Source organism: Streptomyces nanshensis (assembly GCF_001751255.1).
GTDB classification, from domain to species: domain Bacteria; phylum Actinomycetota; class Actinomycetes; order Streptomycetales; family Streptomycetaceae; genus Streptomyces; species Streptomyces nanshensis_A.
Map to the genome: position 1 here is coordinate 1 of NZ_LJGW01000280.1, position 18,385 is coordinate 18,385.

Below are 18,385 nucleotides of genomic sequence, written 5' to 3' on the forward strand. Positions count from 1 at the left end.
GGAGTTCCCCGGGCCCGCGCCGCGTGCCGTCGGCTCGGCACCTCCGGACACGCCCTAGAACCAGTCGGGCTCGGTCTCCAGCGTCGTCGTGTCCAGCGTCTCCAGCAGGTCGAACTGCGGCCCCGTGCGGGGCAGTTCGTAGCGGAAGAAGTAGCGCGCGGCCTGCTGCTTGCCCCGGTGGAAGGCGTCGTCGTGACCGGACGCGGCGAGGAACTGGCCGAGCCATATCCACGCGAGGACGGTGTGCCCCACCGCCTCCAGATAGACCGAGGCGTTCGCGAGCGCCACCGACGGGTCGCCCGTGCCCCACAGCCGCGCGGTGACCTGGGTGACCCGCTCCCACGACTCCCGCAGCGCGGCGCCGAGTTCGGCCGCCTCGCCCTCGGTGTCCAGGGCCCGCTCCACGGTCTGCCCCACGGTCTCGCCGAGGGCGACCAGGCCCGCGCCGCCGTCCATGACGGCCTTCCGGCCGAGCAGGTCGAGGGCCTGGATGCCGTGCGTCCCCTCGTGGATGGGGTTGAGGCGGTTGTCGCGGTAGTGCTGTTCGACGTCGTACTCACGTGTGTAGCCGTAGCCGCCGTGCACCTGGATGGCGAGGTCGTTGGCGGCCAGACACCACTGCGAGGGCCAGCTCTTGGCGATCGGTGTGAGCACGTCCAGAAGCAGTCCGGCGTGAGCGCGGTCCTCCTCGCGCTCGGCCGTCTGCTGCTCGTCGACGAGGCGTGAGCAGTACAGCAGCAGGGCGAGCGCGCCCTCGGCGTAGGACTTCTGCGCCAGCAACATCCGCCGTACGTCGGCGTGTTCGATGATGGGGACCTGCGGTGCGGCCGGGTCCTTGGCGGCCACGGGACGGCCCTGCGGCCGTTCGCGCGCGTACTCCAGGGACTTCAGATAGCCGGTGTAGCCCAGCGCCATCGCGCCCGCGCCGACGCCGATGCGCGCGCCGTTCATCATGTGGAACATGTACGGGAGTCCGCGGTGCGCTGTGCCCACCAGCTCCGCGACCGCGCCCGGCTCGCCGCCCGGAGTGTGCGCGCCCTCGCCGAAGTTGAGCAGGGTGTTGGTCGTGCCGCGGTACCCCATCTTGTGGTTGAGGCCCGCCGTCACGACGTCGTTGCGCTCGCCGAGCGTGCCGTCCGCGTTCACCAGATGCTTGGGCACGACGAAGAGCGAGAGGCCCTTCACGCCGGGCGGCGCCCCGGGGATGCGGGCCAGTACGAGGTGGACGATGTTCTCCGCGAGTTCGTGGTCGCCCGCGGAGATCCACATCTTGCTGCCGAACAGCCGGTAGGTGCCGTCCGGTTGGGGCTCGGCACGGGTCGTGACGTCCGCGAGGGAGGAGCCGGCCTGCGGCTCGGAGAGGCACATCGTGCCGAAGAACCGTCCGGCGAGCATCGGCCGTACGTAACGGTCGATCTGCCGGTCCGAGCCGTGCTCGCACAGCAGCCGCGCGTTGCCGAGGGTGAGGAAGACATACGCGGACGTGCCGACGTTGGCCGCCTGGAAGTAGCCGAAGCAGGCCGTCGTCAGGAGCTGCGGCAACTGCATGCCGCCCAGCTCCTCGTCCATGGGGGCCGCGAGCAGGTCCGCCTTGGTGAAGGCGTCCAGGGCCTCCTTGGCCTCCGGGACGGTGTGCACGCGCTCGCCGTCGAAGCGCGGCTCCTCCTGGTCGTTCTTCTTGTTGTGCGGCGCGAAGTGGCGGGTGGCGATCTGCTCGCTGAGGTCGAGCACGGCGTCGAAGGTCTCGCGCGAGTGCTCGGCGAAGCGCGGGCGCCGGGTCAACTCCTCGGCGTCGAGCCACCGGTAGAGCAGGAAGTCCAGGTCCCGGCGGGAGAGGAGCAGCGACGATGTGGCCATGTGGCGTGATCCGATCACGGTCGGCGGCGTACGGGCGCGTGCCTAAGCGCTTGCTTATCGTGCGTCCGTGTGCTGCCGCGTGTCAACGGTGCCCCGGCCGCCCGGAGCGCCCGCCGGCTCAGGGCTTGCGCGCCACCCCGGCGTAACTGGGGACGTCCGCGCCGGAGAGGTCCGCGGGCGTCTCCCGGGACGGGCGCCAGCGGTGGGGGAGCACCAGTCCGGGGTCGGCCAGCTCCAGGCCGTCGAAGAAGCGCGCGACCTCCCTGCGCGTACGGGGCCGCAGCGGCGGGCAGCCCCATGTGCGCGGCTCCGTCGCCGTGCGCCGCGCCCGGCCGCGGAAGTCGGCGGTCGTATGCGTGAGGACGAGATGGCTCCCCGCGGGCAGCGCGCCCAGCAGCGTGCGGACGATGTCGTACGGGTGCTGCTCGTCCGGCACGAAGTGGACGACGGCGTTGAGCGACAGCGCGACGGGCCGCCCGAGATCGATGGTGTCGCTCAGCCCGGGGGCGTCGAGGATGCTCTCCGGGTCGGTGACGTCCGCCCGCACATAGGCGGTGCTGCCCTCGGCGGTGCCGCGCAGCATGGCGCGTGCGTGCCGCAGGACGAACGGGTCCCTGTCGCTGTAGACGACCTTCGCCTCCGGTGAGACCGCCTGGGCGACCTGGTGGAGACCGGGCTCGGTGGGCAGCCCGGACCCTATGTCGAGGAACTGCCGTACGCCCCGCTCCGCCGCGAGCCAGCGGGTCGCCCGTGCCATGAAGTCACGGTTGGCGCGGGCCTCGGCAGGTATGGAGGGGATCGCGGCGGCGACGGCCTCGGCCGCTCTGGCGTCGGCCTCGAAGTGGTCGCGGCCGCCCAGGTAGTAGTCGTACATACGGGCCGGGTGCGGCACTTCCGGCGACGCGTGCTCCGGTCCGGCGGCGGTGCCGTCCACCGGTGCGCCGCCCGCTGGTGTCCCGCCGACCGCTGCTCCGTGCTCAACCGCCGTACCGTGCAGGGCCGTCGGGTCCGGCACCGCCGTGGCCCGTGCCGCCGCGGCTCCCGGACCGCCGCCCGTGCGCCGGCCGCTTCCGCGAGAGCTCTCCGCCGGGCTCTCCGTCTGTGTCCGTCCCTTCGTGTCTGCCGCTCCGGTCACTCCAGTCAACGGTGTCTCCGTTTCCGTCCTGGGCGTTCGTGGTCAGCCGTGTGGTCAGCCGTGTGTGAGCAGGAAGTCCGCGTCTCCGCGCTTCGCGCCGCGTATGAACGTCTCGATCTCGGCGGGGTCGTAGATGAGGGCCGGACCGTCGGGGTCGGTGGACTGGCGCAGCGCGACGCGGCCGTCGTGAAGCTGCATGACCTCCAGGCAACTGCCTCCGTTGGGGCCGCTCCACGGCTTGTGCCAGCCCTCGGCGCCCAGTTCGCGGGAGGGCATGCCGTTGTAGATGTGCTGTGCGGTCTCGGGGGCCATGCGCTCAGAACTCCTTGCGGATCTCACCGAGGATGGCCTCGGTGTGCTGTGCCGGTGCCGCCTGTGCACCCACGCGGTCCAGGGCCTCCAGATAGACGGTCGTGTCCTTGCGCTCGTCGTGGTAGACGGCGCCGCTGATGCTCTCCGTGTAGACGATGTCGGGCAGTTCGGGGATGTCGAACCTGAAGAGCTGGAACGGCCCGAACATCGCGGGGTGCGCGCCGGAGGTGTACGGGATGATCTGCACCGTCACGTTCGGCATGCTGCCGCACTCCACGAGCCGGTCGATCTGTCCGCGCATCACGCGGGCGTCGCCGACGTGGCGGCGCAGCACCTGCTCCTCCAGCAGCACCCACAGCTTGGGTGCGTCGGTGCGCCGCAGCAGCTCCTGCCGCTCCATGCGCAGCGCGACCCGGCGGCCCAGCTCCTCGTCGCTCGCCGTGGGGAAGCCGGTGCGCAGCAGCGCCCGTGCGTAGTCCTCGGTCTGGAGCAGCCCGTGCACACAGTGCGGTTCGTAGGAGCGGATGAGTCCGGCCTCGCCCTCCAGGCTGACGTAGAGGCTGAACCACGGGGGCAGTACGTCGCGGAAACCGTGCCACCAGCCGGGCCTGTTGGCCTCGTCCACCAGCTCCAGGAACCCGGTGATCTCCGGCTCGGGTATCCCGTACGTTTTGAGAAGTTTCTCCACATACGGTGGTTTCAGGCCGACTTCGGCCTTCTCCATGCGGCGGACCGTCGTGGTGTTGACGCTGAGAGCGGCGGCGGCCTCGGCGAAGGTGCACCCGGCGCCCTCCCGGAGGTCCCGCAGGCGCAGGCCGAGAACCATCTGCCCCACGGTCGGTGCGGTGCGGCCGTCAGCCAAGACGCCTCCCTTCCACCGGACTTGCTGCGCAAGAAGTGTGCCATGTGATCAGTGCACCGGCCACACTGTCTCTCCGATTCTGCAATTCGCAGAACGCCTCTTGCCAAGTGTGAGGCACGCGGAGCATAGTGAGCTACGTGATATCGCCCTGCCCCCCAAGGTGCCCTCGCGCGCTGACCCGTCCCCCCGCGGGTAGTCGGAAGGCCTGACCCACCGTGGCTCTCTCCCGTCCCGTCATACCGTTCGTCCCGTCCGTACCGGTCGGGGCTGTCGTGCGCCACGAAGGCTTCGAGCTGCCCGCGCACGCGACGGCGGTCGCCGACGCACGGGAGAAGGTGCGGGGCCAGGTGCGCCGCTGGGGACTGCCGGAGGAGCTGGGGCGCACCGCGCAGCTCGTCGTCTCGGAGTTCTTCACCAACGCCGTCGTCCACACCGAGAGTTGCCGCGTGAGATGCAGACTCCAGGTGTGCGACCAGCGCCTGCGCATAGAGGTGTGCGACGAGGGCACCGAATGCGGTCAGGTCGCACCGCGCGAGGCGGCGCCCGGCGATGTGAACGGCCGCGGACTGCAACTGGTGAACGCCGTAGCGGAGACATGGGGAGTGCGCCCGGAGGGCCCGGAGGATTCCGGCTCCGGGCGCGTCGTTTGGGCGGAGCTGACTCTGCACGGCGTGTGACCGCACGTCGGCCGCGCTTCGGCCGCACCGCCGTCGTGACAAGCGGCGGCCTTCACGCAATTCCCTTTTCCTACTGGGCAGTTGAGACGCTGCGTGCCGTGTCGCTGTGGGATGCTTCCCGGTGACGGAACGTGCACGCGGCCGGGGTGCGTGCACATCGAGACGGTGAGGCACGTATGCGCGAAGACGAGGTCGGCGCGGGCCCGGTGGTGGACGTCACCACTCCCAGCGTGGCGCGGATGTACGACTACTACCTGGGAGGCAAGGACAACTACGAGGTCGACCGCAGGGCCGTCGACGAACTCGACAAGGTCGTTCCCAGCACCCGGCCGCTCGCGCTCAACAACCGGCGGTTCCTCCAGCGCGTCGTCCGGGTCCTCGCCGAGGAGTACGGCGTACGGCAGTTCCTCGACCACGGGTCAGGGCTGCCCACCCAGGACAACGTGCACCAGGTCGCGCAGCGCGTCGACCCCGAGGCGCGGGTCGTCTACGTCGACAACGACCCCATCGTGCTCGCGCACGGCCGCGCGCTGCTGGACGAGAACGCCAACACGGCGGTGATCCAGGCGGACTTGCGCGACACCGAGGAGATCTTCGGGCACCCGGAGGTGCGCCGGCTGATCGACCTCTCCGAGCCCGTCGGCGCGCTCTTCGTCTCCGTGATGCACTGCATCCCGGACTCCTCCGACCCCGGCGGACTGCTGCGGGGGATCGTCGAACGGCTGCCCTCCGGCAGCTTCCTGGTGATCAATCAGCTCGTCAGCGAGGACAAGGCGACGCGTGACTTCGTCACGCAGTTCATGGCCGAGAGCACCGGGGACCGCTGGGGACGCGTGCGCCAGGCGCACGAGGTCGAGCGCTACTTCGAGGGTCTGGAGATCCTGGAGCCGGGCCTCGGCGAGATCAACGACTGGCGGGCGGACTCGGAGCTGGGTCCGAAGCAACTGACCGACGAGTGGTACGAGTTCGGGGGCGTGGCCCGCAAACCCTGACGGGTGCGCGGGAGTTCGCCGGGGAACGTCCACCGGCGCGGTTCACGGAAGAGCGCGGGGCGGGGCCGAGCACACGGCCCCGCCGATCGCGTACGGGAGCGCTCCCCGGCCTTGGTGCTTAGCAGGACTGCGGTGCTTAGCAGGACTGCCGCTCGAAGCGGTGCAGCAGCCGCTCCAGGAAGTCCACGGTCATGGAGGGCGGTTCGGCCGTGGCGCACAGCCGGTCCATCACCACCATGTAGTTCTCCACCTCTTCGCGCTTCTCCAAGTACAGCGAGGACGTGAGCTGTTCGAGATAGACGATGTCGGGCAGGTCGGGCTCCTGGAAGCGGAGTATCGTCACCGGGCCGCCGGCGGCCGCAAGGCCGCCGATCGCGAACGGGGCGATCTGCACCGTGACACTGGGCTGCTCCGTAGCCCACAGCAACTTCTTGATCTGCTCGCGCATCACCGCCGCTCCGCCGAGGGGACGTTGCAGCGCGGCCTCGTCGACGACGACCCACAGCTTCGGGCTGTGCGGGCGGGTGAGGATCGCCTGCCGGTCCTGGCGCAGCTCGACGCGGCGCTCGATCTCCTCCGTCGAGGCCCGCGGATGGCCGAGCCGCATCACGGCCCGCGCGTAGTCCTCCGTCTGCAACAGGCCGGGCACGAACTGCACTTCGTACATGCGGATGACGGACGCGGCCTCCTCCAGGCCGATCAGCCTGTCGAACCACGGCGACATCACGTCGCTGTACTTCTGCCACCAGCCCGGGGTGTTGGCCTGCCGCGCCAGTACCAGATACTCCTCGCGCGCCTGCGCGTCGTCGACTCCGTACAGCGAGAGCAGATCGGCGACGTCCCGCTCCTTGCAGCCCACGCGGCCCAGTTCGAGCCGGCTGATCTTGGCGTGCGAGCCGCGGATCGCGTCGCCCGCCGCCTCACGGGTGATGCCGCACTCCTCCCGGAGCCTGCGCAACTGCGTCCCGAGCACGATCCGCAGGATCGTCGGCCCGCCACGAGGATGGTCGAGGATCCGCCGCACCGACGAATCGCCTTCCCGCTGTGCTGACATCAGGCCTTACCTGCTCCCCTGAGTGACGAGTCGAGCGCTCAGTGTCCCACTTGGCGAACCACCCGTACAGTCATGCTGGTTGCACATACCCCGGCCATGTGCCAATGCCATACGGCTCCGTACACGGCCGGGGCGCACCCCGTTGGTGTCTTCAGCTCATGGGCCCAACTCGTGGGTCCTGACGGTGTGTTCTCCCGTGCGTCGCGCCGGTGTGCCGGTCAGCTCTCCGACGCCAGCAGGTCGTCGAAGTCGCCGTCCTTGGCGCCCTGTACGAACGCGGCCATCTCCGCGGGCGTGTAGATCAGCGCGGGCCCCGAGGGGTGGCGCGAGTTGCGCACCGCGACATGGCCGCCGGGCAGGCCCGCCAGCTCGACGCAGTTGCCGTTCGGGTTGCTGCGGGTGCTCTTCCGCCAGGTGACGCCCTTGAGCCGGCTCGCCTCGATGCCGTTGTCGATCCGCATGTATGCCTCTCACTCTCCATCTCGCAGACGGACAGGGGATGTTGGAGCAGACTGTCTCACAGCCGAGCGTTCTTGCATCTGTAATTGCAGATGTGCTTGCAGCCGTAAGTACGGCTGTGGAGAATGGCCGACGCAGCAGTGGCACTCGGCGGTGTCCGGGGGTGAACAGGCTTCGGTGGCACCGCAGTTCGGCTCATCTGTCCCTCACCCAGGAGTCCTGGTGACCTCATACGGATACGAACGTTCCTCCGCGACGGCACCGGTGGACGGCCAGGCCGCCCTCGCCGAACTCGAACACTGCGACTGGGACGACCCGTTGACGCGCCTTCTCCTGCTGCTGGAGATCGCCGACCGGCCCGACTGGCTCCGGGAGGTCGCCCGCAGCGCGCACCGCGGCGGCCCCGACACCGCCCCGGAGGGCTGACCGGGGCCCGTACGCGCGCTCGTTCACCCGCCGTCCGCCGGCCCTCGCCGCCGGTGCCGCGGGCGTCCCTCCGCACGCCGCGTACCGCGGCTGACGCCGTGTCGGAGTGCTCCGTGCCGCCTTCTCCCGGCGTTCGCCCGCATCCCGCACACTGGGACACACGGACGAGCCGACGCGAGGAGACCCTCCAGATGAATGACCGCTCCGCAGCTCCAGCCGCCGAAGGCCGCGTGGTCGTCGGCGTCGACGGATCAGAATCGTCGCTGCGTGCCCTCGACATGGCCGCCGAGGAGGCGGGCCGCCGCAACACCACCCTGGAGATGCTCTTCTCGGCGGTCTGGCCGCGGCGCTCCCGCGTCCCCGTCACCGACGCCGACACCGAACGGATGCGGGTCGCCGCGGGCGCCGTCCTGGACGAGGCCGGGCAGCGCGCCCACGAACACGTCCCGGGACTGCGCGTCGTGGCGCACATCGACACCGAGTCGCTCGCGGCCGACGCCCTCGTCAAGGCCAGCCGCACCGCGGCGGTGACCGTCGTCGGCACCCGCGGCCACGGCGGATTCGCCGGGCTGCTCGTCGGGTCCGTCGGCCTCCGCGTCGCCACCCACTGCGAGGGGCCGCTGCTCGTCGTGGGCGACAGCCGTGTGGACCCGCACCCGGAGCGCGGCTCCGTCCTCGTCGGCGTGCACAAGGAACGGGACGTGCCCGCGCTGCGCTTCGGCTTCGAGGAGGCCGTCCGGCGCGGCGCCTCGCTGCGCGTGCTCCACGCCTGGAACCAGCCGCGCATGCCCGGACGGCTCCAACTGCCGCCCAGCGAGGCCCGCAAAGCGCACGAGGCCGCGACGAAGCAGTTGCACGAGATCGTCGACCCGGTCGCCAAGGAGCACGCCGACGTCGAGTTCAGCGCCGACGAGCAGCACGGCAGCCCCGCCGCCACCCTCATCGAGGCCAGCCGCGCCGCGGACCTCGCGGTGATCGCCGTGCACCGTCGGCAGCGCCGCCTCGGGCTACAGCTCGGTACCGTCGCACACGCGGTGCTGCACCACGCGCACTGCCCGGTGGTGCTGCTGCCCTCGCCGGTGCGCTGAGCGCCCCCGCGTTCCCGTGACGGGCGGGGCGCCTCCGCCCTCCCCGCGGAGGCGCCCCCTCCGCGTACGTCCCGTACGAGAGCGGCACCGCCCGCGGACGCCCGTGGTGCGTACGCCACCGGCCCCGCGCACCGTTTACGAGCGGCACGCGCTGCGCACTCGCAGCACTCCGGCACCCAGCACGTGGAGGCTCACATGTCACCTTCCGAGGCGAGCGCACCGGCCGGCGCCGCGGCCGGCACCGGCGAGGCCGAGGAGTACGACGTCGTCGTGATCGGCGCGGGCCCGGTCGGGGAGAACGTCGCCGAGCGCGCGCACGCCACGGGGCTCAGCACGGTCGTCGTCGAGAACGAACTCGTCGGCGGCGAGTGCTCCTACTGGGCGTGCATGCCCAGCAAGGCGCTGCTGCGCCCGGCCGCCGCGCTCGCCGACGCCCGCCGCGTGGACGGCGCCGCCCAGGCCGTACGCGGCCCCCTCGACGCCGACGCCGTCCTCGCCCGCCGCACCTCCTTCGCCTCCGGCTGGCAGGACGACAGCCAGGTCGCGTGGCTGGACTCGGAGGCGGTCGACCTCGTCCGCGGACACGGGCGGCTCGACGGCCCCCGCCGCGTCGTCGTCGACACCCCGGACGGCTCGGCGCGCGTCCTCACCGCCCGCCATGCCGTCGCCGTCTGCACGGGCAGCCGCGCCGCCCTGCCCGATCTGCCGGGCATCGCGGAGGCACGGCCGTGGACGAGCCGGGAGGCGACCAGCTCCAAGGAGGTGCCGGGGCGGCTCGCGGTGATCGGCGGCGGCGTCGTCGGTGCCGAGATGGCCACCGCGTGGCAGGCGCTGGGCTCCGAGGTGACCCTGCTGGTACGGGGCAGACGGCTGCTGGAGCGGATGGAGCCCTTCGCGGGCGAACTCGTCGCGGAGTCGCTCACGGAGGCCGGCGCCTCGGTGCGTACGGGCGTCTCCGTCGAGGCGCTGGAGCGGCCCTCCCCGGACCGGCCCGTCACGCTCTCGCTCAGCGACGGCGGGCGCCTGGAGGTGGACGAGGTGCTCTTCGCCACCGGACGCAGGCCCCGCACGGACGACCTCGGTCTGCGGACCGTGGGCTGCGAGCCGGGGGACTGGCTGACCGTCGACGACAGCCTCCGCGTCGAGGGCGTGCACGGCGGCTGGCTGTACGCCGTGGGCGACGTCAACGGCCGTGCCCTGCTCACCCACCAGGGCAAGTACCAGGCGCGCATCGCCGGGAGCGCCATCGGGGCACGGGCCGCCGGTGTGCCGCTGCTGGAGACCGACCGCTGGGGCGCGCACGCCGCGACCGCCGACCACGACGCGGTGCCGCAGGTCGTCTTCACCGACCCCGAGGCCGCCTCGGTCGGACCGACCGCGGCGGAGGCCGAGGAGCGGGGGCTGCGGGTGCGGGCGGTCGATCTGGACATGGGCGGGGTCGCCGGCGCCGCGCTGTACGCCGACGGGTACCGGGGCCGGGCCCGTATGGTCGTCGACCTCGACCGCGAGACCGTCGTCGGGGTCACCTTCGTCGGTCCCGGCGTCAGCGAACTGCTGCACTCGGCGAGCGTCGCCGTGGCCGGCGAGGTGCCGCTGGAGCGGCTGTGGCACGCCGTCCCCGCGTACCCGACGATCAGCGAGGTGTGGCTGCGGCTGCTGGAGACCTACCGGGGCTGACCCGGGGATGCGCCGGGGCCGTCCGTACGGTCCCGGAGACGCCGCCCGAGTGCCCTCAGACCTTGTCGGACAGCCGCCGGTCCGCGGCCCGGACGGACCGTCCGCGCACGCCCGTCCGCGCCCACGGGTCGTCCTCGCGCAGCCGCTCGCCGACGGTGCGCAGGCTCCAGCGGTCCGGACGCAGCGCCGGGTCCTCCAGCTCGGACCAGGCGATGGGGGTGGCGACCGGCGCTCCCGGCCTGGCCCGCACCGCGTACGGTGCGACGGCCGTCTGCGCGTAGGCGTTGCGCTGGATGTCGAGGTAGATGCGGTCGCCGCGGTCCGCCTTGCGCGGCTCGTCGGTGAGCCGGCCGGGATGGCGGGCGACGAGCACGCCGGAGACGCGGCGGGCGAAGGCCCGTACGGTGTCGAAGTCCGACTTGCGGTCCAGCGCCGCGATGACGTGCAGCCCGCGCGAGCCCGTCGTCATGAGCTGCGTCGGCAGCTCCACCGTCTCCAGCAGCCCGCCGACGCACGCGGCGGCCCACCGTACGTCGTCGAAGTCGGCGTCGCCGCTGGGGTCGAGGTCGAAGACGAGCAGGTCCGGATGGTGCGGCCGGTCCGTCTTCGACAGCCAGCGGTGCGGAGTGGTGCATGCCTGCCCGGCGAGATACACGAGGGTGTCGGCGTCGTCGCACACGGGGTGGCGCACCGTGCCGCCCTCCTTGGCGAGTTCGGCCGTGTGCACCCAGTCCGGGAAGTAGTCCGGGGTGTTCTTCTGCATCAGCGGCTTGCCGCCGATGCCGTCGGGGTGGCGCTCCATCATCAGCGCGCGCCCCCGCAGCCGCGGTACGGCACGGAAGGCCACCCGCCGGTAGTACTCGGCCAGTTCGCTCTTGGTGATCCCGTCGTCGGGGAAGAGCACCTTCTCGGGCCTGCTGATCTCGATGTCCCTCACGGCAGGCCGAGTTGACCGCTCCCAGCAGCGCAAACCGTCCGCACACGACCCGTTCGGCGCCCGGCCCGCACCGCCGTGTCCGTCACTCCGGCCGACGTCGCCGTCTTGCGTACGGCGCTTCCCCCGAGCAGTCTCGATCCCTGGGACCAAACGCACACGCACCGTTCCGAATCCGGTTGGAGACGCCGTATCCCATGGATGCCGTGCTGAACGAGGACGAAGCAGCCGCGTACGTCGGCGGGATCTGTTTCAAGACCGGCCCGCCGCGCCGGGTCGGGGTGGAGCTGGAGTGGCTGGTGAGAGACCGCTCCGCGCCTGCACGGGCCGTACCCCCGGGACGGCTGGAGAAGGCGCTTGCTCCGCTGTGGGAGCGTGGCCTGCCGGGCGGCAGCAGGCTCACGCGGGAGCCCGGGGGACAGCTCGAGATCTCCTCGCCGCCGGGGGAGACGCTCTCCGAGTGCGTCGCCACCACCGCCGCCGATCTGACCGCGCTGCGCAACCGCGTGCACCGCTGCGGCGCGCTCCTCTACGGGCGGGGCCTGGACCCGTGCCTCAGCCCGCCGCGTGTGCTGGAGGATCCCCGCTACCGCGCCATGGAGGCGCACTTCGACCGTTGCGGCCCCTGGGGCCGGATGATGATGCGGGCCACCGCCGCCGTCCAGGTCAGTCTGGACGCCGGTGACGAGAGCGACGGCCCGGCCGGCTACCCCCACCGCTGGCGCCTCGCGCACCGGCTCGGGCCCGTGCTCGTCGCCGCGTTCGCCAACTCCCCGCTGTGGCGCTCCCGTCCGACCGGCTGGGTCTCCACCCGGCAGAGCGTGTGGGCCCGTGCCGATCCGGGACGCACCAGCCCGCCGCGCGCCCACAGCGATCCCCGCGAGGGCTGGGCCCGCTACGCGCTCGACGCCGAACTGCTGTGTCTGCGCCGCGATCCGCCCGCCGACTGGACGGCGCCGCCCCGGATGTCCTTCCGGGAGTGGCTGCGTGGCGGGCACCGCGAGCGCCCGCCCACCCGCGACGACCTCGACTACCACCTCGGGACGCTCTTCCCGCCCGTACGCCCGCGCGGCTGGCTGGAGTTGCGGATGATCGACGCGCAGTGCGGGGACGGCTGGATCGCCGCGACCGCCGTCGCCGCGTCGCTGCTGGACGACCCGAAGGCCGCCGAGTCCGCGTGGGCCGCCACCGAACCCCTCGCCTGCGACCCGGAGGTGTGGCAGCGCGCCGCACGGGACGGCCCCGCCGATCCGCTGCTGGGACCCGCGGTGCGCCGGTGTGTGGCCGCCGCGGAGGACGCCCTGTCCCGGCACGACCCCGGCGGCCTGATCCACGACGCCGTCGCCGCGTTCGCCGAGCGCTACTCCGAGCGCGGACGCTGCCCCGCCCACGACCAGTTGGACGCGTTGCGCGGCTGAGGCGCACGGCTCGACGGCCCAACGCCCGTACGCGCCGCGCCCGTTCGCGGTCGAGCACCGAGAGAGGAGACACCCCCGAGATGTCCGAGAACGCGGCCGCGGCCGCACCGGCCACCACGGCGCACACAGCCACCACGGCGGGCACGGCCGCCACCGCTCCCGCCCCTGCCGGCTCCGCCGGCGGCGGCTCCCGACCCGTACGCGGCGCCACCCGTGAGCGCGCGCTCGCCGCGCTCGAAGCCGCACGGCGCCGCACCCTGGCCCTCACCGACTGTCTGGACGAGGCCGAACTGACCGCGCAGCACTCGAAGTTGATGTCGCCGCTCGCCTGGGACCTGGCCCATGTGGGCAACCAGGAGGACATCTGGCTGCTGCGCGAGGCGGGCACCGGCAGCGGTGTGCGCCCCGATCTCGACGACGTCTACGACGCGTTCCAGACGCCGCGCGCCGACCGTCCCGCCCTGCCGATGCTCTCCCCGGACGCGGCCCGCGCCTACATCGCCGACGTACGCGCCCGCGTCCTGGAGGTACTCGCCGGAGCGCCGCCGGAGGGCGCCGACGAGCGGCTCTTCGAGGGCGACTTCGTCTTCGGCATGGTCGCCCAGCACGAGCAGCAGCACGACGAGACCATGCTGGCCACGCACCAGTTGCGCCGGGGTCCCGCGGTGCTCGACGCCCCCGACCCGCCCGCGCCCACCTCCCGCGCCCGGGACGAGCGCCACGGCGAAGTCCTCGTGCCCGCGGGGCCGTTCACCATGGGCACCTCGGACGAGCCCTGGGCGCTGGACAACGAACGCCCCGCGCACACCGTCGAGGTGGCCGCCTTCCGTCTGGACGCGGTGCCCGTGACCAACGGCGCCTACCAGCGCTTCATCGACGACGGCGGCTACCGCGACCCCCGCTGGTGGCACCCCGAGGGCTGGGAGTACGTGCAGCGGGCCGAGTTGGGCGCGCCGCTGTTCTGGCGCCGGGACGAGGACGCGGACGGCATGTGGGTGCGCCGCCGCTTCGGCTACACCGAGCGCGTACCGCCGGGCGAGCCCGTGATGCACGTGAGCTGGTACGAGGCCGACGCCTACGCCCGCTGGGCCGGCCGCAGACTGCCGACCGAGGCGGAGTGGGAGAAGGCCGCCCGCCACGACCCGGAGACCGGGGTGTCCCGGCGCTATCCGTGGGGCGACGCGGACCCGGACGAGGGTCTGGCCAACCTCGGGCAGCGCCATCTGCGTCCGGCACCGGCCGGGGCGTACGCCGCGGGGGCCGCACCGTGCGGTGCGCGCCAGCTCATCGGCGACGTGTGGGAGTGGACGTCCTCGGACTTCACCGCGTATCCGGGCTTCGCCGCCTTCCCCTACCGCGAGTACTCGGAGGTCTTCTTCGGCGACGGCTACAAGGTGCTGCGCGGCGGCTCGTTCGGCACCGCGGAGGTCGCCTGCCGGGGCACCTTCCGCAACTGGGACCTGCCGCTGCGCCGCCAGATCTTCGCGGGCTTCCGTACGGCGCGCGACGCGGACGCGGCGGATACGGGAGCCTCGGCGGACGGGAACTCCCGCTGATGTGCCGCCACTTCGCCTATCTCGGCCCGCGCACGCCGCTCGCGGATCTGCTCCTGGCGCCGCCGGGCGGCCTGTACGAGCAGTCCTGGGCGCCGCGCATGCAGCGGTACGGGACCGTCAACGCCGACGGTTTCGGGCTGGGTTGGTATCCGGACGGGCAGGAGCAGCCCGCCCGCTACCGCCGCGCCGTCCCCGTCTGGGCGGACGGCAATCTGCGCGATCTGACGCGTGCCGTGCACAGCGCCGCCGTGCTCGCCGCCGTGCGCGACGCCACCGAGGGCACCTCACAGGACGAGACGGCCGCCGCCCCGTACGCGGACGGCCGTCTCCTCTTCAGCCACAACGGAGCGGTGCGCGACTGGGAACGGCTCGTCACGGACCTCGGCACGGACACCGGCACCGGAGCGGTGCTGGACCCCGCCGAACTGCTGGGCCCCGCCGAACTGCTGGGCCTGGAGGCGCGATGCGACTCCGCGCTGCTGTGGGCGCTGCTCGTCCGCCGAATACACGACGGCGAGGGCATCGAGGACGCGCTCGCGTGGCTCACCGGCCGCGTCGCGGAGGCACGTCCCGGTGCCCGCCTCAACTTCCTGCTCACGGACGGCCGGACGGTCTGGGCCACCCGCCGCGGCGACACCCTCTGGTACCGCACCGGGCACGAGAGCGTGCGCGTCGCCTCCGAGCCGGACACCGCCGCCGTGCCGGACGCCGAGGCCGGCTGGCAGGAGGTCCCCGACGACTCGCTGCTGGTGGCCACCGTCTCGTCCGTACGCACCCTCCCGCTCGCCCACCCGGCTCCGCCGCCCCCGGACCGCAGGGACCGTACGGGCCCCGCGGGGGACGGACGGGGCGTCCACGCAAGGAGAACCTGATGACGGGCCGTTTCGCCCTCACCCGCCGGCTGCCCGGCGACTACTTCACCGACGCGCTCCACACCGACGTGCTCAAGGGCCTCACCGGCCGCCCCAAGTCGCTGCCGCCCAAGTGGTTCTACGACGCACGGGGAAGCGAACTCTTCGAAGAGATCACGCAGTTGCCCGAGTACTACCCGACGCGTGCCGAGCACGCGATCCTGCGGGAGCGCAGCGCCGAGATCGCCGCCGCCACCGGCGCCCGCACCCTGGTGGAGCTGGGCTCCGGCTCGTCCCGCAAGACACGGCTGCTGCTGGACAGTCTGCGCGACCACGGCACGCTGGAGTCCTATGCGGCGCTGGACGTCAGCGCGGACGCGCTGCGCGAGGCGGGCGGGCAACTGTGCCGCGAATACCCGGAGTTGCGGGTGACGGGATGCGTCACCGATCTGGAGACCGACCTCGGCCTGCCCGAAGAGGCCCCCGGACCGCGGCTCGTGGCCTTCCTCGGCGGCACCCTCGGCAATCTCGACGGCGACGCGCGTCCCGCCTTCTACGCCGCGCTGCGCCGCCAACTGAGCCCGGGGGACGCCCTGTTGCTCGGCGCAGACCTGGTCAAGGACCCGGGCGTGCTGGTCCCGGCGTACGACGACGCGCAGGGCGTGACCGCCGAGTTCGACAAGAACGTCCTGCGGGTCCTCAACCGCGAACTCGGCGCCGCCTTCGACCCGGAGAGCTTCGAGCACGTCGCGGTCTGGAACGAGGACGAGGAGCGCGTCGAGATGCGGCTGCGCTCGCGCCGTGCGCAGGCGGTGGAGCTGCCCGCGCTGGAGATGACGGCGGAGTTCGAGGAGGGCGAGGAGATCCTCACGGAGATCGCCGTGAAGTTCCGCCGGGACCGGCTCACGGCCGAACTCGCCCGCGGCGGCCTCGAAGTGGACCGCTGGTGGACGGACGAGGAGGGGCGCTTCGCCCTGCTGCTGGCCGGGCCGGCGCCGGCGGCGGCCGACGGGGGAGCGGTCAGCCGGTGATGCTCCACGAGAACGACTGATCCGCGGCGGCGACGGCCGCGAGGACGGCGATGTCGGCCGCACCCAGCGTCAGTCCGAGCACGGCGCGGGTGCGGCGCGTCGTGCCGCGCTTCAGGGCGAGCCCGGCGAGCACCAGGGCGCACGGCCCGAGGACGAGGTTGAAGACGAGCAGTCCCGCCAGACCCATGACGAACGAGGCGACGGCCATCCCGTCGGCCTCCCGTCCGCGCACCGTGCGTGTGGCCAGGGGCTGTTCGGCCCCGGCCCCGGTCCCGGCCCTGGTCGCGTCGTCCGCGCCGGCCGTCGTGGTCTGCGCGGTGCCGGAGGTCTGCGCGGTGCCGGTCTCCGTGGCGCCCGTGTCCGGGGCGACGGTCTCCGTGGCGCCGCTGTCGGCGGCGGTCTCGTCCCGGTCCGAAGTACGGGACGGCACAAGGGTGTTCAAGGCGTTCACGGGTCAGCTCCCTTGACGGTGGTGCTTGCGCTCACGGACGGCGAAGACCAGCAGCCAGGCGCAGATGACCGCGGCCGCTGCGAAGGTCGCGCCGACCGGGATGTGCGCCGCGGTCCCCACCAGAAGTCCCAGCAGGAGGAACGCGGCAACGATGAAGAGCATGATCGGCCTTCCGTTCGGACGGTTCTCAGTGAACAATTGGGGTAACAACTGTTCACTGAGAACAGACTACCTTGGCAGGCGGCGGAGAACACCTGTTTACTGAATGACATGAGCCACACCTCCACGTCCGCACCGACCTCCCGCGAGGCGCAGAAGGCACGGACCCGTCGGTCCCTCCTCGACGCCGGACTCCGGCTGCTGGAGCACCAGAGCCTCAGCAGCCTCGGACTGCGCGAGGTGACCCGTGTCGTGGGCGTCGCCCCCGCCGCGTTCTACCGGCACTTCAGGGACATGGGCGACCTCGGCGTCGCCCTCGTCGAGGAGTCGCTCGGCAGCCTCCACGGCGTCGTACAGGAGATCCTCGCGGGCCCCGACGACGAGGCCGCGCGCATCGAGCGCACTGTCTCCACGATCGCCCGCTACGTGCGCGAACACCCCACGCACATCCGGTTCGTGGTCCGCGAACGGCACGGCGGCGTCCCGGCCGTACGCGCCGCGATAGGCGCCGAACTGGACCGCTTCGCCGAGGAGGTCGCCACGGCGCTCGCCGCCGACGAGGTCTCGGAGGGCTGGAGCGAGCGGGACATGCGGATGCTCGGCGAACTCTTCGTCGACCACATGGTGATGACGGCCTCGGCGTTCCTGGACGCGGCGCTGGGGGAGGGCCCGGACGAGGCGAGCGTGGCCCGTACGGCACGCCGACGGCTCCAGCTCATCAGCACCGGCCGGCGCCACTGGCTGGAGGGCTGAGACCGGGCGCGCTTCCGCCCGGACGTCGGCGGACAGGCGTCACCTGCCGGGCGTCAACCGCCGCGCGTGACGCGGAAGGTCTTCACCGCCATGTCGAAGTACCGCTTGGAGTCGGCCCATCGGGCGTCCGGCGCCGAGAGATACAGCGCGTAGTGCCGCCGGCCCTCCTTGCCGAAGCCCAAGTCGACGGCGTGGTAGGGCCGTTCGCGGCCGTTCCAGGTGTACTCCCAGATGGCGGCCTGCTGCCGCTGGTATCTCGTCGCGTTCATCCGGAGGTTGCGGTAGCCCGGCGACTTCTCGCGCACCTCCGGCTCCAGCCGCTGCCAGTGCTTCAGCGGGCTGCCCTCCGCGAAGTCCAGGACGCTGAAGGTCAGTTCGATGCGTCCGGCGGGTCCGCCCACGAAGTCGACCTGCTGGCCGCCGGGCTTCTCCTGCCGCTTCCAGCCCTTGGGCACGTCGACGGAGAAACCGATGTCCTCCTTGACACGGCGGTACCCGTCGGCGACGGGCGGACGCGGGGGAGGTCCCGTGTGGGAGGGACGGGACGTGGACGACGGCGCGGGATTCCCCGAACCCTCGCCGCCGTTCCGGCCCTCGGTGAGCCACCAGGCGCCGCCCGCGACGAGGGCCGCGGCCACCACCGCGCACACCGCCCAGACCGCGCCGCGCCGTCCGCGCCGGGACGACGGGACG

The 18,385-nt window shown here is 72.5% G+C and carries 19 protein-coding genes and 1 pseudogene; 10 read left to right on the forward strand and 10 right to left on the reverse strand.

Features of this window, described 5'->3' with window-relative positions; translation table 11 throughout:
- Nucleotides 1–54: 54 nt before the first annotated feature.
- The 4 genes from AN218_RS16510 to AN218_RS16525 form a co-directional block, all read right to left on the reverse strand.
- The gene (locus AN218_RS16510; RefSeq protein ID WP_244900485.1) at nt 55–1,875 is read right to left on the reverse strand and encodes an acyl-CoA dehydrogenase; all 1,821 of its coding nucleotides are present in this window, start codon (nt 1,873–1,875) and stop codon (nt 55–57) included.
- Between the two features lie 100 nt (nt 1,876–1,975).
- On the reverse strand, nt 1,976–2,791 hold the full coding sequence (locus tag AN218_RS16515; RefSeq protein WP_070017669.1) for an SAM-dependent methyltransferase: 816 nt from the start codon (nt 2,789–2,791) through the stop codon (nt 1,976–1,978).
- 255 nt (nt 2,792–3,046) lie between these two features.
- Nucleotides 3,047–3,304: a DUF397 domain-containing protein gene (locus AN218_RS16520; RefSeq protein WP_070017654.1), complete on the reverse strand. Its 258-nt coding sequence runs from the start codon at nt 3,302–3,304 to the stop codon at nt 3,047–3,049.
- A gap of 4 nt (nt 3,305–3,308) precedes the next feature.
- Nucleotides 3,309–4,130 carry a helix-turn-helix domain-containing protein gene (locus tag AN218_RS16525; protein ID WP_107421477.1) on the reverse strand — a complete coding sequence of 274 codons (822 nt, stop codon included), beginning with the start codon at nt 4,128–4,130 and terminating at the stop codon, nt 3,309–3,311.
- 251 nt (nt 4,131–4,381) lie between these two features.
- On the opposite strand from AN218_RS16525, the gene AN218_RS16530 reads away from it, so the two are divergent.
- Together AN218_RS16530 and AN218_RS16535 are read left to right on the forward strand one after the other, a co-directional pair.
- The gene (locus tag AN218_RS16530) at nt 4,382–4,843 is read left to right on the forward strand and encodes an ATP-binding protein (protein WP_244900486.1); all 462 of its coding nucleotides are present in this window, start codon (nt 4,382–4,384) and stop codon (nt 4,841–4,843) included.
- 176 nt (nt 4,844–5,019) lie between these two features.
- Nucleotides 5,020–5,835 (forward strand): SAM-dependent methyltransferase, encoded by an 816-nt coding sequence (locus AN218_RS16535; RefSeq protein WP_070017656.1) that lies wholly within the window; start codon nt 5,020–5,022, stop codon nt 5,833–5,835.
- Between the two features lie 136 nt (nt 5,836–5,971).
- Here the strand turns inward: AN218_RS16535 and AN218_RS16540 are convergent, their stop codons facing one another.
- Both AN218_RS16540 and AN218_RS16545 read right to left on the reverse strand, forming a co-directional pair.
- Entirely contained in the window at nt 5,972–6,889 is a 918-nt protein-coding gene (locus AN218_RS16540) for a helix-turn-helix domain-containing protein (protein WP_070017657.1), read from the reverse strand.
- Nucleotides 6,890–7,107: 218 nt separating this feature from the next.
- Complete coding sequence (locus tag AN218_RS16545) at nt 7,108–7,350, reverse strand: DUF397 domain-containing protein (protein ID WP_070017658.1); 243 nt, start codon at nt 7,348–7,350, stop codon at nt 7,108–7,110.
- 220 nt (nt 7,351–7,570) lie between these two features.
- On the opposite strand from AN218_RS16545, the gene AN218_RS16550 reads away from it, so the two are divergent.
- The 3 genes from AN218_RS16550 (at nt 7,571) to AN218_RS16560 (ending at nt 10,539) form a co-directional block, all read left to right on the forward strand.
- Nucleotides 7,571–7,774, forward strand: coding sequence for a hypothetical protein (locus tag AN218_RS16550; protein ID WP_070017659.1), 204 nt, complete (start codon nt 7,571–7,573; stop codon nt 7,772–7,774).
- A gap of 191 nt (nt 7,775–7,965) precedes the next feature.
- Nucleotides 7,966–8,862, forward strand: coding sequence for a universal stress protein (locus AN218_RS16555; RefSeq protein WP_070017660.1), 897 nt, complete (start codon nt 7,966–7,968; stop codon nt 8,860–8,862).
- Nucleotides 8,863–9,057: 195 nt separating this feature from the next.
- Nucleotides 9,058–10,539, forward strand: a complete 1,482-nt coding sequence (locus tag AN218_RS16560) for a dihydrolipoyl dehydrogenase family protein (protein WP_070017661.1) — start codon at nt 9,058–9,060, stop codon at nt 10,537–10,539.
- A 55-nt stretch (nt 10,540–10,594) separates the two neighbouring features.
- On the opposite strand, the gene ligD is transcribed toward AN218_RS16560, so the two are convergent.
- Complete coding sequence (gene ligD / locus AN218_RS16565) at nt 10,595–11,476, reverse strand: non-homologous end-joining DNA ligase (protein ID WP_244900487.1); 882 nt, start codon at nt 11,474–11,476, stop codon at nt 10,595–10,597.
- Between the two features lie 194 nt (nt 11,477–11,670).
- Here ligD and egtA point away from each other — a divergent pair, with 194 nt between their 5' ends.
- From egtA to egtD, 4 genes are all read left to right on the forward strand, one after another.
- On the forward strand, nt 11,671–12,891 hold the full coding sequence (gene egtA / locus AN218_RS16570) for an ergothioneine biosynthesis glutamate--cysteine ligase EgtA (protein WP_070017663.1): 1,221 nt from the start codon (nt 11,671–11,673) through the stop codon (nt 12,889–12,891).
- An 80-nt stretch (nt 12,892–12,971) separates the two neighbouring features.
- Nucleotides 12,972–14,447, forward strand: coding sequence for an ergothioneine biosynthesis protein EgtB (gene egtB, locus AN218_RS16575; RefSeq protein WP_070017664.1), 1,476 nt, complete (start codon nt 12,972–12,974; stop codon nt 14,445–14,447).
- A complete protein-coding gene (gene egtC, locus AN218_RS16580; protein ID WP_070017665.1) occupies nt 14,447–15,319 on the forward strand; it encodes an ergothioneine biosynthesis protein EgtC in 873 nt (290 codons plus the stop codon). The genes egtB and egtC overlap by 1 nt, the downstream gene beginning before the upstream one ends.
- Entirely contained in the window at nt 15,319–16,329 is a 1,011-nt protein-coding gene (egtD, locus tag AN218_RS16585; RefSeq protein ID WP_070017666.1) for an L-histidine N(alpha)-methyltransferase, read from the forward strand. The genes egtC and egtD overlap by 1 nt, the downstream gene beginning before the upstream one ends.
- On the opposite strand, the gene AN218_RS39075 is transcribed toward egtD, so the two are convergent.
- Nucleotides 16,319–16,780: a hypothetical protein gene (locus tag AN218_RS39075; RefSeq protein ID WP_420855976.1), complete on the reverse strand. Its 462-nt coding sequence runs from the start codon at nt 16,778–16,780 to the stop codon at nt 16,319–16,321. The genes egtD and AN218_RS39075 overlap by 11 nt on opposite strands.
- Nucleotides 16,781–16,783: 3 nt before the next feature.
- A complete protein-coding gene (locus AN218_RS36765; protein ID WP_171908699.1) occupies nt 16,784–16,942 on the reverse strand; it encodes a hypothetical protein in 159 nt (52 codons plus the stop codon).
- Nucleotides 16,943–17,050: 108 nt separating this feature from the next.
- Between AN218_RS36765 and AN218_RS16595 the strand changes: the two genes are divergently transcribed.
- Entirely contained in the window at nt 17,051–17,692 is a 642-nt protein-coding gene (locus AN218_RS16595; RefSeq protein WP_070017667.1) for a TetR family transcriptional regulator, read from the forward strand.
- A gap of 53 nt (nt 17,693–17,745) precedes the next feature.
- Here AN218_RS16595 and AN218_RS36770 read toward each other — a convergent pair.
- Nucleotides 17,746–18,385: pseudogene (locus tag AN218_RS36770) on the reverse strand (serine/threonine-protein kinase); the annotation flags it as partial.

What these genes read in the sequence shown, in the direction of transcription:
- AN218_RS16560 (WP_070017661.1), top strand. Translation starts at nt 9,058, where the DNA reads ATGTCACCTTCCGAGGCGAGCGCACCGGCCGGCGCCGCGGCCGGCACC.
- AN218_RS16595 (WP_070017667.1), top strand. Translation starts at nt 17,051, where the DNA reads ATGAGCCACACCTCCACGTCCGCACCGACCTCCCGCGAGGCGCAGAAG.
- AN218_RS16525 (WP_107421477.1), bottom strand. Translation starts at nt 4,130, where the DNA reads ATGGTTCTCGGCCTGCGCCTGCGGGACCTCCGGGAGGGCGCCGGGTGC.
- AN218_RS16520 (WP_070017654.1), bottom strand. Translation starts at nt 3,304, where the DNA reads ATGGCCCCCGAGACCGCACAGCACATCTACAACGGCATGCCCTCCCGC.
- egtC (WP_070017665.1), top strand. Translation starts at nt 14,447, where the DNA reads ATGTGCCGCCACTTCGCCTATCTCGGCCCGCGCACGCCGCTCGCGGAT.
- egtD (WP_070017666.1), top strand. Translation starts at nt 15,319, where the DNA reads ATGACGGGCCGTTTCGCCCTCACCCGCCGGCTGCCCGGCGACTACTTC.
- AN218_RS16545 (WP_070017658.1), bottom strand. Translation starts at nt 7,350, where the DNA reads ATGCGGATCGACAACGGCATCGAGGCGAGCCGGCTCAAGGGCGTCACC.
- AN218_RS16535 (WP_070017656.1), top strand. Translation starts at nt 5,020, where the DNA reads ATGCGCGAAGACGAGGTCGGCGCGGGCCCGGTGGTGGACGTCACCACT.
- egtB (WP_070017664.1), top strand. Translation starts at nt 12,972, where the DNA reads ATGTCCGAGAACGCGGCCGCGGCCGCACCGGCCACCACGGCGCACACA.
- egtA (WP_070017663.1), top strand. Translation starts at nt 11,671, where the DNA reads ATGGATGCCGTGCTGAACGAGGACGAAGCAGCCGCGTACGTCGGCGGG.
- AN218_RS16555 (WP_070017660.1), top strand. Translation starts at nt 7,966, where the DNA reads ATGAATGACCGCTCCGCAGCTCCAGCCGCCGAAGGCCGCGTGGTCGTC.
- AN218_RS16540 (WP_070017657.1), bottom strand. Translation starts at nt 6,889, where the DNA reads ATGTCAGCACAGCGGGAAGGCGATTCGTCGGTGCGGCGGATCCTCGAC.
- AN218_RS36765 (WP_171908699.1), bottom strand. Translation starts at nt 16,942, where the DNA reads ATGCTCTTCATCGTTGCCGCGTTCCTCCTGCTGGGACTTCTGGTGGGG.